This is a genomic window from Thalassobacillus devorans (assembly GCF_900176565.1).
GTDB lineage: Bacteria > Bacillota > Bacilli > Bacillales > Halobacillaceae > Thalassobacillus > Thalassobacillus devorans_A.
Genome location: NZ_FXEH01000006.1, coordinates 741587 through 758346 on the forward strand (window position 1 = coordinate 741587; position 16760 = coordinate 758346).

Genomic DNA, 16760 nt, shown 5'->3' on the forward strand with positions numbered 1-16760 from the left:
AATGAGTAATTATTACCTGGTATTAATATGTAGTATAAATTGAAAAATTATTCCATAAAAAGGGTATCCACCTTGTCATAGCGAATAGATAATGGTAGATGAGTGACGTTTGAAAAATTTACTCTTAGATTCCTGTCAGGATATTGAACATATCCAGTTCGTCCTTTCATAAAATCATTAATAACAACCATTTTACGTGGAGCAGAGGAGTGATAAGTGTGGGAGAACTCGTTCACTTCCCCCATAAAAGCATCCGGCTGACCAATGAGGAACTGGCGATTTATTGGAGCATCAGAGCCCGGCTGGAAAAAGCAGCGACCCTGGAGGAGATCCGCAAGCTTCGACATGATGTCAAAGCGTTTCGCCACCGTCTTGCCGCAAAATACGGTATCCCTTTATAGGGGAGGTTTGAAGCCACCACTCTCCTTGGTATAGGATGAGGGAGAGGTGATGAAAATGTTGAAACAGTTCGATGTGAAAACCGATCGACGTGACCAAATGCTGGATATTACCAGTGAAATCGAATCGTTCCTGAAAGAAAAAAGGGTGGAGGAAGGCATCGTCGTCGTTTCTTCCCTGCACACGACGGCCGGGATTACTGTCAATGAAAATGCCGACCCCGATGTAAAGACGGATATGCTGATGCGACTGGATGAGGTGTATCCATGGGATCACCCTAAAGACCGCCATGCGGAAGGAAACACGGCATCCCATTTAAAAACCAGTACAGTTGGTCATGCCCAGACATTAATTATCAAAGACGGGAAGCTGCAGTTAGGAACGTGGCAAGGGGTTTATTTCTGTGAGTTCGACGGCCCTCGTAACCGGAAGTTTCTCGTGAAAATTATTCCAGATTAAAACCAGGACCAGTAAATGGTGCTGGTTCTTTTTTTGCTCAAGATTAGGGATGGAAAGGCATACATAAAAATGAAGAAAGTAAGCGTCAGAAAGGCGGAATTATCTGAAACGTTTTAAAGAAATAATGGCGTGGTATCCATGGACTAGCAGAAAAAGACAAATGCATGGAGGTTAAAACATGAGTAAAGGAAAAAGCATACACGCCTTAATGATATTGTTATTCACGCAATTTATTTCTGGTGGTGTCACCAACACGAAAGGGATCGTTCTCGATCAGGTCGAACAGGATATCGGCCTGGATATGGGCGAATTCGGTTTCGTCGTATTCATATTTCAGCTGGGATTCACCCTGGCCAGTTTAATTTTTGGTTACCTGACCGATAAAAACGGTCTGCGGATCATGATGACGATTGCAGCCGTATTGATGGGGTCTGGTTTTCTCGGTACCGGACTGGCACCAAATATTACATTCTTTTTAGGTTTCTATATGCTGGTCGGTTTCGGCCTGGGTGCGCTTGGGGTTGCAGGTAATGCCATCGTGCCTGCCGCTTATCCGAAAAAACAGAACCAGATGTTCAACCTGGCGATGGGGATATACGGGCTTGGGATGGTATTATTCCCGCAAATTTTAAATTTCCTGTTCCAGTTCGCTGACTGGAGAGTATTCTACATTGCTATCGCAGCTCTTCATATCGGGGTCATTATCTATATCACATCTGTGAATTTCCCGGAAGGAAAAGTGGAGAAGATCAATTTGAAAGCATTTATCCCTATGTTGAAAGATGCTCAAATGGTGTTTTTAATGGTATTCCTTATGATGGAAGTATCAGCAGAAGTATCATTCATGAACTTCTTCCCCTCTTATTTGAAGAGTCTCGATCTTGGCGGCATGTCCGAGGCTGAAAAAGAAGGAATGACAGCAACCATTCTTTCGGTATTCTCGATCTTTTTTATGGCAGGACGTCTGGCAGTTGCCTATCTATCCAATCATATCAATGAGCGAAAGATTCTGATTATGTTCTCCCTTGGGTCTGTTGTAATGGTAGGAATCAGTTTCTTATTTGCTGAGCAATTGCCGTACTTGTTTGCCGGTGCCGGTTTATTCTTCTCGACGTTGTTCCCGACGGCGACCGCATTCGGTACTTCCATTTCGAAAAACCCTGGTACCGCACTTGGTCTCATCTATGTAGCTTCAGGAATCGGCGGCGGATTTGCCGGCTTGTTGGTCGGTGCTGTTTCAGAAGCATTCGGTAATGCCGGCGGCTTCAGTGTCATCATCGGTTTCTTGCTACTCATGTTCGTTACTTCCTTGTTTATGAATAAGGAAAAATCCAAGCAAACGATTTAACAGAAAAGCTCTGGTAAATATCAGTGATTTCGTTACTTTTACGTGGAGAAAATGGGGACTTGGAAATAGCTCGCTTTCCGCGGGGAAGCCGCTAAGCCTCCTCGAGCTAAAGCTCTGCGGGGTCTTACCAGCCTATCCTTTCCCGCAGGAGTCTCGCCATTTCCCAGTCCCCATTACTATGCATAGAGTAACGAAACCATCTTTGTAAATAAAAAAGCGTTGCAATTCCAGAAGGAATCGCAACGCTTTTTTGTTTGTTCTTTTCATCAAGGATATAGCATCCTAGCTGAAAGGCTAGCACATGGAATCTTTCGGGTTTGGATTATTCAAGCCAAATATCGGACGGATGAAGAGGGCAAGGTAGCTTCCTGCTAATGCCATGATCATCCATACCCAGCCGTGGAGGCTGAAGGATGCTATACCACCGAAATAAGCACCGATGTTACAGCCAAATGCAAGTCGTGCACCATAGCCCATCATCAAGCCGCCGAGAATGGAAGCGGTCGCTATACCCGGTTTTATTTTTCCTGGCTTGAAGTTGCCTTGTGCGGCAGCTGCCATAAATGCGCCAAGGATGATGCCGAAGTTCATAACGCTTGTAGAATCTGCAAGAACCGTCGTTTGTAGAGCTTCGGTATTACCTTGCCAATAGCCCCAGCTTGATACGTCAACACCGAATATCGAGAGGAATTTTGATCCCCATAAAGCAAATGCGGAAGTGATTCCCCATGGATTTCCCCGGATGGTCAATGTCAATGCGTTCAGAACAGCCAGTACTACAGCGGCTACTAATAGCGGCCAAGCCCCGCGCCAAAGTTTCTTCCAGCCATTAGTTGTAGCCAGCGGCTTCATATGCGGCGGGTTTTTCTTTCGGGCGAATTTTACGGTCAAGCCGTAAATTCCAAGGAAAATGAGCATCTGCAGTACCCAGCCGCCAAAATAGCCAAGGCCGGTTGATTCGGCTAAGGATATAGGCGGTAGGGAAGGTGTCTGTTCTGTCCAGAACATAAAATGGTAGGCACCTATGACAGAGCCAGCGATAAATCCGAGCAATGTCAGCAGCATAGAAGATTTTCCGCCACCGACACTATACAACGTCCCCGATGCACACCCTGAACCCATCTGCATGCCAATTCCAAATAAGAAAGAACCAAAGATGACACTTATCCCGACTGGTGATACATAACCAACTGGGGCAGTTCCTGTAAAACTGAAATTGGTAGCGAAAATGATAGCGAATAAGGTAGTTGCAACGGCCAGCATTACCATATGAGCCTGTAAACCTTGCACGTTACCGACAGACAAGAGACGTCTGAACGCTGATGTGAAACCGAATCTGGCATGAAGCAATGCCAGCCCCAGCCCGATCCCGATAATGAATAGGATACCCTGAGTCCAGCCTGCCACTGCCACGGTTACACTCAGAAGAATGATAGATATCAATAAACCCGTAAATAAATACGGTTTTTGAACAGGGTTCAATGGCGAAACGATAGTTGTTGCTTGTTTACGCCAAGATGGAATGGCTGTTTGTTTTGGTTGCTGTTCTGCTGTTGTTTGAGCCATTTGTAAAACCTCCTAATTCCGATAAAAATAATGTGTTTTTAACAAGTATATATAATAGGATGAAACGAATATTTTGTAAAGCCATTGATTTACTAAGTTAGATTAACAGGATGAATTATTCAGCAGGTATTGCATAAATATATTATATTATGTATATTTATAACTAACTTATTTTTCAGGGGGACCACGCAATGGAAGCTAACAAGCAGACAACCTATCAAACAATCAATCCAGAAACAAAAGAGGAAGCATTTTCATGGAAAAGCTTTAATAAATTTTTTATTCCTTCTTTCATTGGTATTCTATTATTTCTCGTTCCGATTCCTTTTCAAGGAAAAGTAACAATTGGTGTAGGTATACTGGCAGAATCCGTCCAGGGATTCTTTGCTGATCAGATTCCACTCTTTATGACAATTCTGGTGACGTTATCGGCACTGGGTGCACTGGCGGTTAAAATGGTGCAGCCAGCCTGGGTGGAGAGAAGTCCATTACTTAAAAATCTGTTCGACGTTTCGATTTTCTGGACTGGGGTAAGAATGATAGGGGCAGCTTTTGCGATCATGACGATGATGCAGCTGGGTCCGGAATTCATCTGGTCCGAGATTACAGGAGGAACTGTTCTTTATTCGTTAGTTCCAGTACTTACGACGTGGTTTTTGTTTGCGGCGTTGTTAATGCCGTTTCTAATGTCATTCGGCTTGATGGATTTCATCGGCACGTTGCTGAGAAAAGTAATGCAGCCGGTATTTAAGCTGCCCGGCCGCTCTGCGATTGATGCGACGGCATCCTGGATGGGAGCAGGACCGGTTGGTGTATTGATCACTACTCAGCAGTATGAGCAGGGGTATTATACGAAGCGGGAAGCATCCGTGATTGCGACGAATTTCTCAATCGCATCGATAGCATTCAGCCTTGTTGTCATCACCTTCATTGGCTTGGAACAATATTTTGTTCCGTTTTACTTAGTGGTGACAGTTGCCGTATTCATGGCAGCCATTATCGTACCAAGAATTCCACCGTTGTCACGAAAGAAAGATGAATATGACGAAATAGCTGGCAAGCAGATTGAAGAATACGTACCGACTGGTAAGTCCAGCTTCCGTTCCGGTCTGGATAAAGCGATGGAGCAGGCGGAAAAAGTTCCTTCCTATAAAAATGTGCTTTACAAAGGTTTTGCGAATGTCCTTGATATTTGGCTTGGCCTGATTCCGGTTGTTATGGGACTTGGAACGCTCGCCTTAGTTTTAGCGGAATTTACACCCGTTTTCGTCTGGCTGTCCTATCCGCTCGTACCCGTATTAGAGTGGATGCAGCTGCCAGAAGCTAGTGAAGCCGCTCCGGCTTTAATTGTAGGCTTTGCGGATATGTTCCTGCCTGCTGTGGTTGGCAGTGGGATTGAAAGTGAACTGACACGTTTCGTGATCGCCGGAATTTCGATTACCCAGTTGATTTATATGTCTGAAATCGGGGTATTGATATTGAAGTCGAAAATTCCGCTTAGCATCGGTGAAATGTTCGTTATCTTTTTACAGCGGACCATCGTCACACTTCCGATCATCGTCCTATTCGCTCATTTGTTATTTTAACTAGGACGGGGCATCTTAACAGGGAGGAAGACCCAGGGGACTTGAGTGAATCGTGCTAATTTTTACACAAACTGCCCCTTATCGTTTGCGAGTCAGAATTGACTGTACTAAAATAAGCGACACATGAAAAAAGAAAGGATGAATATTTTGGCTGAACAAGAAAGTAAACGAGACTGGCAATTTAATTTTCTAATGAATAGTGGAAGAACGGTGACACAAGAAGTAGAATTGAGTGAAGAGCATACGGCAAAGGAAGCCTGTGAATTCATTATGAAGCAATTGGAAAGAGGCATGTGGTGGTCACTGGATGATGACCTTGTCATCCGCACCGATCGTGTCGAAACATTCTTCGTCGGTGATTTGGAACGAGAAGAAGAATTCTTAAATAAAGATGATGATTAAATAAAAGAAACAGCGCCCGGCTTGTCTGATCAAGCCGGGCGCTGTTTTTATGGTCAATAGCTGCTAACTAATTTAAGATGGTAACTTCTATTGTTTCTCGTCCAAATGCTTTGGCGTCTTGCAAATCAGCCATGAACAAGTCTATTCGGTTACCTTTGATATCTCCGCCGATATCTCCGGCTATAGCTGTACCGTAGCCAGGCACATGGACAGTAGAGCCGATTGGAATGACATCAGGATCGACAGCGATCACTTTCTTATTCGGGTTTGCTTTCAAATCGATACCGGTATACGTGATGCCTGTACACCCTTCGCAGGAAGCGGTATAGGCTGTGGCCTCAACGGTGACTTTTTCTCCTGTTGTTTCGTTCGAATTGTTAGAAGCCTGTACAGGTTTTTCCTGCTCAAAACGTTTCAGCTGATCAGATTTATTAGTTAAAGCGATTTTCTTTTCGCTTGTTGTATCAACATTTATTTCTGCTTGGGAATGAATTTCGTTGACTGTAATTAAGCTGGCAATAAGGACAAGGACGACACCAATTTTTCTCAGAAGATTCAATCATATTGCCCCCTTCAAATGAACTACTCCGCTCATTGTAGCAGGGGTGAGGGTACTTTAACACTACAGGGACACTACAGTTTGATTGCAATTAGATGACAACTATATATGTAAGCGATTACTTAAAAAATGCAGAAATTAACACGCTGAAATGCTTTTCTAATTGTCTGGTTTGTTATAGAGTATAGGATATGATTCTTTCTAGGAAATACATTATTACATCGGAGACGTACAATTAGAGGAGAGAAGAAATATGAAAAAAGTACCTTTACTCGCACGAATCATCATTGCAATCATACTGGGGATTTTGATTGGTTCCTTCTCGCCGGAAGGTCTGATCGAGTTGTTTGCTACCTTTACCGGATTATTCGGTAACTTTTTAAGCTTTATCATTCCATTGATTATTCTCGGATTCATCGCTCCCGGCATCGGATCCATTGGAAGAGGCGCAGGGAAGATGCTCGGCCTCACTACCGGTCTCGCCTACACTTCCACGGTAGCCGCAGGCTTGCTGGCTTTCGTCGTAGCTGGAACGCTCTATCCATTGATGTTGCAGGGACAGACAGCCTCCCAGCTGGAAAACCCGGAGGAATCACTCGTTGAGGCCGCCTTTTCAGTGGATATGCCGCCTGTAATCGATGTAATGGGAGCATTAATTCTAGCTTTTGTTATCGGGCTAGGAATTTCCAGACTGAAAAGTGATGCCCTGCTGAATGTGATGGATGAGTTTCGTAGCATCATTCAAATGGTGATCGAAAAAGTGATTATCCCGCTTTTGCCATTCCATATCTTTGGCATATTCGCCAATATGACCTATGCCGGGCAAGTGCAGACGATTCTGAATGTCTTTTGGAAAGTGTTCATCATGATCATCCTGCTTCATTTCGTCTATCTCGCCGCTGTTTATACACTGGCTGGATCTTTGCATAAAATGAACCCGGTCCAGATGCTCCGTACCATGCTGCCGGCCTATTTCACTGCCCTTGGGACGCAGTCATCAGCCGCGACAATACCGGTTACACTCGACCGCGTGAAGAGAGTAGGTGTCCGGGAACGGGTGGCGGACTTTGGCATCCCGCTCCTTGCTAATGTTCACCTGGCAGGTAGTACGATAACCATCACCAGCTGTGCGATGGCCGTCATGTATCTGCAGGGTCAGACGGCTGGTTTCGGATCGGTCGCACCGTTCATTCTTATGCTCGGAGTGACAATGATTGCTGCGCCAGGCGTACCAGGAGGGGCAGTGATGGCAGCGCTCGGCCTGCTGGAGTCAATGCTCGGGTTTGGTCCTGCCATGACGTCATTAATGATCGCCCTTTATCTTGCCCAGGACAGTTTTGGAACAGCGACGAATGTTACCGGGGACGGTGCCTTGACAACCATCGCCAACCGGTTTTCAAAATAATTCCTGACATTCACGCCGGCCGCTCATGGCCGGCGTGTTTTCTATGGAACTGCCTTTCTTTCCATAAGCACACCTAGTATACTAGTAAAGTAATAGTCGCTTTTTTATAAAAAGGATTAAAGTATAAGAAAAGACTAAGGCTTTCTAACAATAGTAAGGGGGAGTACCAGTGAAAGCGAATAAAATCTTGCTCGTCGATGGCATGGCGCTATTATTCCGCGCTTTCTATGCGACTGCGATGAGCAACTACTATATGATCAATAGCAAAGGGATGCCGACCAATGCCGTTTATGGCTTTGTCAAACACCTGTTCACCGCTGCAAAAAATTATGAGCCGAGCCATGTCGTGTGCTGCTGGGATATGGGCAGCACCACATTCCGAACGGAAATGTTCCCGGCATACAAGGCGAACCGCGGAGAGCCGCCAGTGGAACTGGTGCCGCAATTTGACCTGGTCAAAGAGGTCGTAGAGTCCCTGGACATTCCGAATGTCGGGCTTGCCGGTTATGAAGCAGATGATTGTATCGGCACTCTCACATCTAAATACAGTGAGCATTCCGAAGTGATTATCCTTACCGGAGACCAGGATATCCTTCAGCTCCTGCAGGATAACGTCACGGTCTCTTTGTTGAAAAAAGGCTATGGCAATTACGCCGAATACCAGCAGGAAACGTTTGTTGAGGAAAAAGGGATCACTCCTGCCCAAATGATTGATCTGAAAGCATTGATGGGGGATTCCAGCGACAACTATCCAGGCGTGAAAGGAATCGGTGAAAAAACAGCATTAAAGCTGCTTACGGAGTATGAGACGATCGAAGGCATTCTCGACAACCTGCCTAAGCTCACCAAAGGCCAGCGGACAAAAATCGAGAATGAACTGGAAATGCTCCACCTTTCCCGAAAGCTTGCCGCTATCCATTGTGAAGTTGATGTCGACTGCTCTCTGGAAGATGCGATTCTGGAAATCAACCAGGAACGAATGATGGAAAAGTTCAACGAGCTGGAATTCAAACGCCTCGAATCATTACTGTCTTAATAGATAACTTATTTAAAAGAAGAGACTGGGACAAAACTATTTCTGTTAACAGAAAAGATATCAATAAAATATTAGTGCAAGTAGGAAAAAATAGCGTAGTCAAAAAAGAAAGTGGTCTTTGCTTTCTGAGGAGGCTGAAGCCGTGCCCGCGGAAAGCGAAGTATTTTAACGAAGCGGTACTTTCTCTATTACTGAATAAATAAATCCCGTACAAATTCTATGGAATTGTTCGGGATTTATTTAGATTCTAGTCTTTTGAGCCAGCCTCATTTTTTGTGGCTAAAAATCTACCATCTATTACCGAAATTCTGTCGAAACATGCTATAATTGATAAAGTATGTTTGAGTTCCATATATTTACCAATTTTCACACAGAGTATCTTTTAAAAGGGAGTGAGCCCATGTTAGAATGCCCGAATTGCCAAAATCAAGTAAGTGAGGGCTCTCATTTTTGTCCCAATTGTGGTACAAAGCTAAATGACGATGCACGGCTACATAATGACGAAATTTCTGCCACGGTAGCAGAAGAGACATCTTCTCGCTCATTACAGAGAGCGCCAAAAAAGAAGAAGTGGATCATGATTCTGCTTCCCGTGGTCGTCCTCCTGTTAGCTGGAGGTGGTGTCGGCTATACGTATGCGCACGAGAAGAACATCAACGAAGAAGTACTTACGCTGAAGCGGGATGCTGAAGCATCAGCTTTGGAGGGCGAATACGATAAAGCCGAATCGCTGCTTACGCAGGCAATTGAAAAAAGGGAAGACTTTTCCGTGCTGAAGAAAGATTTGGCGTTAATCAAGGAAGCAAAAACCTTTGATGCCGAGCTGGCCGGAATCGAAGAGCAAATCCAAAAAGATGAACTGGAGAATGCCAGTGATCGCATTGATAATCTCCGCAGTGATGTCGACGCTAGTAACAGCAAGCTTGTTCCAGGTTTCCTGCCAAAACTCGATACCATGGAGTCACAGATAAAAATCAAACGGATCAATAGCGAGCTCGCTGAATTATCGACTGTTGATCAGCTGGCAGCCAAATTATCTACGCTCTCCCGTTATAACTTAGAAGAGGCGACAAAGGTAAAGGCGAAGATTTTAGAAAAGATTGTTACCGTCGCTTCCAATGATGCAGAAAATCACATAGCGTCCAAAGAGTTCAATAAAGCGATTGCCACAGTAGACCATGCGCTCCAGTTTGCCGTCAATAATGATAAACTGCTTCAGCTGAAAAAAAGGATTCAGCAGGAGCAGGAAGCATTTGTCCAGGCCCAGCGTGACAGGATCGAACGGGCAGCTGAGAAGGCAGCACAGGAAGACTTGAAAAACCAGACAGCTGCTGTCGAAGTGAAAAATATCAAGGCAGAGCTGGATGACCTTGGCGACCTGACTGTTACCGGAGAAGTAGAGAGCGTCGCAACAAAAATAGTCAGTTCGGTCACATTGGAACTGGAAGTGCTGGATAGTGAAGGTAATCCAATGGATGTAGAAGAAAACACGGTTACCGTTTACCCGATGTATTTGAACCCGGGTGATACCGGTAAATTTGAAAAGCAATTTTTTGAAATCAATGAAGAAGTCGAAGTCAATGTCGACAATATTGAATGGTATGTGGAGTAGGAGGGACGCAGCATGAATCGCAAATGGCTGATCAGTATCATTTTATCAGTGATTATTGCAGGTGGAGGCGTCTCGGGAGTGATTTATCTCCAAGATGTGATGCCGGCCAAATTGGATGAAGCATCCGCGCTGGTAGAGACAGGCAATAATGAACAGTCAGATGAAGAACCTGTTACAAAAGAAGAAGAGGAAATCATCGAAGAATCACAGGATCGGGTTTTTCAAATTACAGCTTCGAATGGAGAGCAGGGTTCCGGATTTCTGTATAACGAAAAAGGGGACCTATTAACGAATGCTCATGTGGTGGCCAATACCCGGGAGGTTACTGTTACAACTTCTGATTCAAAAGAATTACCCGGTGAAGTCATCGGCATCAGCACCAATACCGATGTTGCAGTTGTCCGGGTTCCTGCCTTGAATGAAAGTGACCCTTTACCGATTGAACGGGAAAACAAGGCGGAAATGCTGGATAACGTACTGGCACTGGGAAGCCCACTCGGGTTGCAGAACACCGTGACAACAGGGGAAATCACAGGGTTAGACCGGGAATTTGATATTGCCCCGTTTGAATATCGCGGGCTGTATCAGATTTCAGCACCGATCCAGCCAGGTAATAGCGGCGGGCCGCTGATTGATGCAGAAACGGGTCACGTGATTGGCATCAATTCCGCGAAACTGGACAAAGAAGGGATCGGCTTCAGTATTCCGCTTCCCGATATTCTTGATCTTGTGGAAAGATGGTCAGAATCTCCGATGGAAAGCCTGCCTGAAATCCAGGACACTGTCGGCGGGCCGGGGGAAGGCTATAATACCACCCCTGTCGATCAGGCGACTTATATTGTGGAATATTTTTATGAGAGCATCAACCAGGGGGATTTCGTAACGGCCTACTCCTTGATCGGGAGCAGCTGGCAGGGGGATAATTCGTATGAAAACTTTCGCCAGGGTTACTCGAATACATTATCGGTAAAAGTCGATGACTTGATTCCAAAGCAATCTGGAAAAAACGTCCAGGTCACCGCCTTTATTACAGTGGAAGAAAACATAGGCGGCGAAGTGAACATAAAGAAATATAAACTCAACTACATCGTTGGCGTAGAAAATGATCAGATCAAGATTCTATCAGGAAAAGGCGAAGAGGTCTCTTCCTGATCAAAACCCGGCAGGATTGCTCCCTGCCGGGTTTTGACGCTTTTGTGAATAATGGCTTGCGAAAAGAGGAAGCTGAAAGTCGTTGTCGAATAGTTAGAAGAATAATATTTTCTAAGAAAAAGTGAAACGAATGACACGATTCGTTCGTATGACAGAAAGTAAAAGGTATACTCATACAATCATGTATTGAGCAATTAAGGGGGAGTAAATTGGATAATCGAACAATCAACATGCCGACAAGACAGAAACAGAAACTGAAGAAATTCGGGTCCATATTAGGTACGATATTCGGCCTTTTTATCGTCCTGGCTATCGTATTGATGCTAACGCTCAACTGGATCACCGATTACATATGGATGGATTCTCTAGGTTTTAAATCCGTATTTACGACAATTTTCACAAGTAAACTATTACTTGGTATCGGTGGGTTCCTGATCTTTTTCCTATTGACGTATGTAACGCTTTCCTGGGTCAGGAAAACGTATATCGTGTATTTCGATCGGGAACGGCTTCCGTCTATCCTGTTTTCGAAAAAATGGTCGCAACTGATCATGATTGCACTGGCAGCATTTGTGGGGCTTTTGGGCAGCAGTATCGTTCAGGGAATCGGCTGGGAGTTATGGCTGAAATTCCTGAATCACACATCATTTGGAATTAAAGACCCTCATTTTGATATGGACATTTCTTTTTATATGTTTGTCCTGCCATTTATCGATTTTGCGATTAACACACTGCTTGGTTTAGGAGTTTTGCTTCTGCTGGTCCAGGTTGGTTTTTACTCCGTATTTGGCATGTACCGGGAAAGCCGGATGGCTCAGCTCCATATGGGGATTACGCTTGGTGTCATCGGCATTTTGCTGGCAGGTGTCCATGTACTTGAGCCATATGGCACATTGCTCACTAACCAGGTGAATATTTTTCAAAGCAGCGTGGTACACGGGTTAAGTTACACCGATAAAGTGATTAACAACCCGGCTTCTTATGTTTTGGCAGCAGCGGCTGTCATCGGGGCAATCTGGATGATTGTGATGCTCGTACGCGGGAGACTTCAGGCGATGCTTACTCCGGTGGCAATTTATGTAGCCTTGGTTATTATCGCTCAGGGTGCATCTGTCATCGTTCAGAATTACGTCGTATCTCCCAATGAATTTTCCAGGGAAAGTCCATATCTAGAACAGAACCTGGAATTTACTCGGGCTGCCTATGACTTACACGGAATCGAAGAGCGGGAACATCCAGGCAACCAGTCCCTGGATCAGGAAATGGTAGATAATAATGAACTGACCATCAATAATGTGCGAATCAATGATGCCCGTCCGATTCTCGATATTTATAACCAGCTCCAGACATTCCGGACATACTATGAGTTCAATGACATCGACGTCGACCGTTATAATATCGATGGAGAATATACCCAGGTATTCCTGGGGGCTAGAGAGCTGAATACGGTTGATCTACCTTCACAGGCGAAAACATGGGTGAACGAAAATTTACGCTATACGCACGGTTATGGTATTGCGATGAGCGATGTCAATGAAATCACCTCCCAGGGACAGCCGGAGTACCTCTTACGAAACCTTCCGCCTGAAGGAGCACTGGATATTAGCCGTCCACAAATTTACTTTGGTGAAGAAAATTATAAAAATGTCATCGTAAACAGTGATGTGGATGAGTTTGACTACCCGGCCGGAGACGAGAACATGTCGACACGCTTTGAAGCAGACAGCGGCATTTCCTTATCAGGCCTGAACCGGCTCATTTTCAGTCTGGACGCCGGTTCGTTCCGAATGTTTGTCTCTGATCAAATCAATGGAGACAGCCAGATACTGATGACGCGTAATATTATGGACCGTGTGAAACGAATTGCTCCTTTCTTTGAATATGATGAAGATCCATACATTTTCGTCCGCGAAGACGGCAGTCTGGCATGGATGATCGACGCTTACCTGACGGCGGAACGTTATCCTTATTCTGAACCGCACAGCGGCGATGAGAATTACATCAGGAACTCAGTTAAAGTAATGGTGGATGCCTATAGCGGGGAAGTGGACTATTACGCAGTCGACACGGAAGATCCATTGCTGCAGACGTATCAAAAGATGTTCCCTGACCTGTTTACAGAGGAAATACCAGCTGATGTAAAATCGCATTTCCGCTATCCGGTTGACTTGTTTAAAATTCAGGCATCCATGTATGGGACTTACCATATGACCAACTTGGAAGTTTTCTATAACCGGGAAGACAGATGGGAGTTCCCGACTGAGAAATATTTCAATGAAGACATCGAAATGGAACCCTATTATATGACAATGAAGCTTCCAGAATATGAGGAAGAAGAGTTTGTGCTGATGCTGCCATTCACACCAAGAAACAGGCAGAACATGATTGCCTGGATGGGTGTCCGAAATGATGGGGATAATTACGGAGAAACTTTCGTGTACCAATTCCCGAAACAGCGTAATATTTACGGACCGCAGCAAATCGAAAACAGAATCAACCAGGACAGCACTATCTCCCAACAGCTGAACTTGTGGTCGCAGGGTGGCTCGGAAGTCATCCGCGGAAATCTGCTCGCCATTCCATTTGAAGATACTGTGTTGTACGCAGAACCGATTTATATCGAATCTTCTAATGAAACATCCTTGCCGGAAGTGAAGCAGATTATCCTGGCGTACGGAGATCACATCGTGATGGAACCAACTTTCCAGGAGGCACTGGACCGCATGCTTGTACTCATCGACCCGGAAGCAGCCCCTGATGAAGGGGAAGAGGAAGAGTCTCCGGAAGATGGCAATGTGGAGGATATTCTCGAATCAGAAGAAATTCTTAGAGATCTTTCTACTTTATTTGAAGATTATCAATCCGCCCTTTCCAATGGCAACTGGGAAGAAGCAGGAGCCATAATGGAAGAGATTGAACAGCGATTGCGTGATGCTGAATAAAATAAGAAGAGAAAACAGCCCGAATGCATCATGTTCGGGCTGTTGATTTATGGACTATTATTAAGTTTATCGGAGGGAGATCCATGTACTTACTAGCAGGAGGCGGGCTGATGATAGGTGATATGCTTGCCCAGGCTCTGTTTTTTGTTATCCTGCTGCTGATTATTATCGTCCTGGTTCGAATTATTAAAAAATCTACCACCAAGGATAAACGGTTGGAGCGAATCGAGGAAAAACTGGACCGACTGCTGAAAGAGAAAGACGGAGGTTAAAGAGGGCAAAAAAAGGGGCTGTCCCATAAGTCTGTAACAGACTAATTGGGGCAGCTTTTTTCGTTTATTGTTGATATCGGAAAAGTGGGGCTGGGAAACGATTCCCTTTCCGCGGGGAAGACGACAAGTCTCCTCGGGCTACGCCCTGCGGGGCCTCGTCAGCCTTGCTTCTCCCGCAGGAGTCTCATCGTTCCCCTGCCTAAATTGCCCATCAACAATGCAAAAATCTTCTTTTTTACATACAAAAAAATCGCCTCATTCGTTATAATGTAAGCGATCAAACCAACAAAAAACGAAAAGCGAGGCGATTTTTTTATGAGTAACTCTTCAGCTACTTTCATTGATTATAACATGGGGCAATTGGTTCTACCAATGGACTTCAGTGATTTAATTCCTGAGGACCATGTGGTCCGGGTCATTCACGCCATGGTGGAACAGGTGAACGATGACATCTTCTTTTCCCAATATCAAGGCGGCGGCCGGAGCTCCTATCATCCCAAAATGATGACAAAAGTTATCTTATACGCCTACACGCAAAAAATCTACTCCTGCCGTGATATCGCCAAAGCTCTTCGGGAACATCTGCCGATGATGTGGCTGGCCGGCCAACAGACACCAGATTTCCGAACCATCAACCGATTCCGCTCCGAACGGATGAAAGCCATCATTGAACCTTTATTCACGGAGTTGATTAAACTTCTAATCGACCAAGAGTACGTATCCATGGACAACTACTTCCTTGATGGAACCAAAATTGAGGCGAATGCCAATAAATACACGTTTGTGTGGAAAAAATCCGCCCAACGTTACGAAGAAAAACTACAGGAAAAATTAAATCAAACGTTCGCGGATATTGAAGATGCCATTGAGATGGATGAAAAAATACTCAATGATGAGGGGTCTCCTGCCAAGCGAGTAACTTCGGAGCAACTCGAAAAAGTTGTCGAGCAGGTAGAAGCTCAGGTAGAACAGGCAGAAAAAGCCGTCGAAGAAGAAAATGATAAGGAAAAGAAGAAAGAAAAAAAGGAAGTATTCCGTGCCAAACGACGTATCTATAAAACGTTGAGTCAGGACTACCTTCCTCGTTTGAAAAAGTATGAAACCCAGTTGGCCACCTTCGGTGATCGAAATAGTTTTTCCAAGACAGATACCGATGCCACCTTTATGCGAATGAAAGAAGATCATATGAAGAACGGGCAACTGAAACCTGGTTATAATGTGCAGGCAGGAACAGAAAACCAATTCATTATTGGCTACTCGATCCATCAGCGTCCTACGGACACCCGTTGTTTTGAACCGCATATTCAAAAGCTGCAGGCTACAGAGCTTCCTTTCCCCAATACAATTGTCGCTGATGGAGGTTATGGTGGAGAAACCAATTACAAATACGCAAAGAAGGAAGGGTTTGATACACTCATTCCCTATAACACGATGCGAAAAGAGCAGTCTCGTTCGTTCAAGAAAGACCCAAGCCAGGTTATGAACTGGGAGTACAAGGAAGAAGGGGATTATTACATTTGTCCGAATGGACGAAAGGTCCCTTTTCAATTCCATTCTCACCGTACCGATCGGTACGGATACACGCGAGCCTTCAAGGTCTATGAATGCGAAGCGTGTACCGGGTGCCCTATAAAAGAAAAATGCACGAAAGCAAAAGGAAACCGGCGTGTTTACTATAACCCGGCATATGAACAACTGAAGAGGGAAGCAAGGGAAAGCCTTTGGTGTGACGAAGGAGCACAAATCTACGCCAGACGAAAAGTGGAGGTGGAAAGTGTGTTCGGTCATATCAAAGGCAATCGGTCGTTCCGGAGATTTTTTCTCCGGGGTCTCGATAAAGTAAATATAGAGTTTGGGCTGGTCGCCATTGCCCACAACTTCCTGAAACAGGCGGAGTTGATCCGGCTGTTTCGGGGAGGAAATAAGCTCACAATGAAAAAACCACGAAGAAAAATCAATTTCTTCGTGGTTTTTTTCATTTAAAAGAGGACTTTTGGGACAGCCCCTTACTATAAACAACTT

Annotated in this window: 14 protein-coding genes; 12 read left to right on the forward strand and 2 right to left on the reverse strand. The window is 44.8% G+C overall.

Features of this window, described 5'->3' with window-relative positions; genetic code table 11:
* Positions 1–209 precede the first annotated feature (209 nt).
* The 3 genes from B9Y67_RS14650 to B9Y67_RS14660 all read left to right on the forward strand — a co-directional run bounded on the left by B9Y67_RS14650 (position 210) and on the right by B9Y67_RS14660 (position 2206).
* Complete coding sequence (locus B9Y67_RS14650) at positions 210–401, forward strand: hypothetical protein (protein WP_139823818.1); 192 nt, start codon at positions 210–212, stop codon at positions 399–401.
* A gap of 55 nt (positions 402–456) precedes the next feature.
* A complete protein-coding gene (locus tag B9Y67_RS14655) occupies positions 457–858 on the forward strand; it encodes a secondary thiamine-phosphate synthase enzyme YjbQ (protein WP_085509205.1) in 402 nt (133 codons plus the stop codon).
* A gap of 178 nt (positions 859–1036) precedes the next feature.
* Positions 1037–2206: an MFS transporter gene (locus B9Y67_RS14660; RefSeq protein WP_085507756.1), complete on the forward strand. Its 1170-nt coding sequence runs from the start codon at positions 1037–1039 to the stop codon at positions 2204–2206.
* Positions 2207–2500: 294 nt separating this feature from the next.
* On the opposite strand, the gene B9Y67_RS14665 is transcribed toward B9Y67_RS14660, so the two are convergent.
* Entirely contained in the window at positions 2501–3772 is a 1272-nt protein-coding gene (locus B9Y67_RS14665) for a YeeE/YedE family protein (protein ID WP_085507758.1), read from the reverse strand.
* 191 nt (positions 3773–3963) lie between these two features.
* Between B9Y67_RS14665 and B9Y67_RS14670 the strand changes: the two genes are divergently transcribed.
* Both B9Y67_RS14670 and B9Y67_RS14675 read left to right on the forward strand, forming a co-directional pair.
* Positions 3964–5358 carry a YjiH family protein gene (locus B9Y67_RS14670; protein ID WP_085507760.1) on the forward strand — a complete coding sequence of 465 codons (1395 nt, stop codon included), beginning with the start codon at positions 3964–3966 and terminating at the stop codon, positions 5356–5358.
* A gap of 147 nt (positions 5359–5505) precedes the next feature.
* Complete coding sequence (locus B9Y67_RS14675) at positions 5506–5760, forward strand: hypothetical protein (protein WP_062445401.1); 255 nt, start codon at positions 5506–5508, stop codon at positions 5758–5760.
* A 67-nt stretch (positions 5761–5827) separates the two neighbouring features.
* Here the strand turns inward: B9Y67_RS14675 and B9Y67_RS14680 are convergent, their stop codons facing one another.
* Complete coding sequence (locus tag B9Y67_RS14680; RefSeq protein WP_085507763.1) at positions 5828–6319, reverse strand: 3D domain-containing protein; 492 nt, start codon at positions 6317–6319, stop codon at positions 5828–5830.
* Positions 6320–6572: 253 nt separating this feature from the next.
* On the opposite strand from B9Y67_RS14680, the gene B9Y67_RS14685 reads away from it, so the two are divergent.
* From B9Y67_RS14685 to B9Y67_RS14715, 7 genes are all read left to right on the forward strand, one after another.
* Positions 6573–7724: a dicarboxylate/amino acid:cation symporter gene (locus tag B9Y67_RS14685; protein ID WP_085507765.1), complete on the forward strand. Its 1152-nt coding sequence runs from the start codon at positions 6573–6575 to the stop codon at positions 7722–7724.
* Positions 7725–7893: 169 nt separating this feature from the next.
* Entirely contained in the window at positions 7894–8760 is an 867-nt protein-coding gene (locus tag B9Y67_RS14690; RefSeq protein WP_217807578.1) for a 5'-3' exonuclease, read from the forward strand.
* Positions 8761–9160: 400 nt separating this feature from the next.
* A complete protein-coding gene (locus tag B9Y67_RS14695) occupies positions 9161–10372 on the forward strand; it encodes a zinc-ribbon domain-containing protein (protein ID WP_176224017.1) in 1212 nt (403 codons plus the stop codon).
* Positions 10373–10384: 12 nt separating this feature from the next.
* Positions 10385–11524, forward strand: coding sequence for a S1C family serine protease (locus B9Y67_RS14700; protein ID WP_085507770.1), 1140 nt, complete (start codon positions 10385–10387; stop codon positions 11522–11524).
* A gap of 230 nt (positions 11525–11754) precedes the next feature.
* Positions 11755–14466, forward strand: coding sequence for a UPF0182 family membrane protein (locus B9Y67_RS14705; protein WP_085509207.1), 2712 nt, complete (start codon positions 11755–11757; stop codon positions 14464–14466).
* Positions 14467–14549: 83 nt separating this feature from the next.
* A complete protein-coding gene (locus tag B9Y67_RS14710) occupies positions 14550–14738 on the forward strand; it encodes a hypothetical protein (RefSeq protein WP_085507773.1) in 189 nt (62 codons plus the stop codon).
* A gap of 315 nt (positions 14739–15053) precedes the next feature.
* A complete protein-coding gene (locus B9Y67_RS14715; RefSeq protein WP_254901763.1) occupies positions 15054–16721 on the forward strand; it encodes an IS1182 family transposase in 1668 nt (555 codons plus the stop codon).
* The last annotated feature ends 39 nt before the right edge of the window (positions 16722–16760 follow it).

Excerpts from the sequence above, each read along its gene's own strand:
- B9Y67_RS14705 (WP_085509207.1), top strand. The coding sequence starts at position 11,755 with ATGCCGACAAGACAGAAACAGAAACTGAAGAAATTCGGGTCCATATTA.
- B9Y67_RS14695 (WP_176224017.1), top strand. The coding sequence starts at position 9,161 with ATGTTAGAATGCCCGAATTGCCAAAATCAAGTAAGTGAGGGCTCTCAT.
- B9Y67_RS14715 (WP_254901763.1), top strand. The coding sequence starts at position 15,054 with ATGAGTAACTCTTCAGCTACTTTCATTGATTATAACATGGGGCAATTG.
- B9Y67_RS14660 (WP_085507756.1), top strand. The coding sequence starts at position 1,037 with ATGAGTAAAGGAAAAAGCATACACGCCTTAATGATATTGTTATTCACG.
- B9Y67_RS14700 (WP_085507770.1), top strand. The coding sequence starts at position 10,385 with ATGAATCGCAAATGGCTGATCAGTATCATTTTATCAGTGATTATTGCA.
- B9Y67_RS14665 (WP_085507758.1), bottom strand. The coding sequence starts at position 3,772 with ATGGCTCAAACAACAGCAGAACAGCAACCAAAACAAACAGCCATTCCA.
- B9Y67_RS14685 (WP_085507765.1), top strand. The coding sequence starts at position 6,573 with ATGAAAAAAGTACCTTTACTCGCACGAATCATCATTGCAATCATACTG.
- B9Y67_RS14655 (WP_085509205.1), top strand. The coding sequence starts at position 457 with ATGTTGAAACAGTTCGATGTGAAAACCGATCGACGTGACCAAATGCTG.
- B9Y67_RS14710 (WP_085507773.1), top strand. The coding sequence starts at position 14,550 with ATGTACTTACTAGCAGGAGGCGGGCTGATGATAGGTGATATGCTTGCC.
- B9Y67_RS14670 (WP_085507760.1), top strand. The coding sequence starts at position 3,964 with ATGGAAGCTAACAAGCAGACAACCTATCAAACAATCAATCCAGAAACA.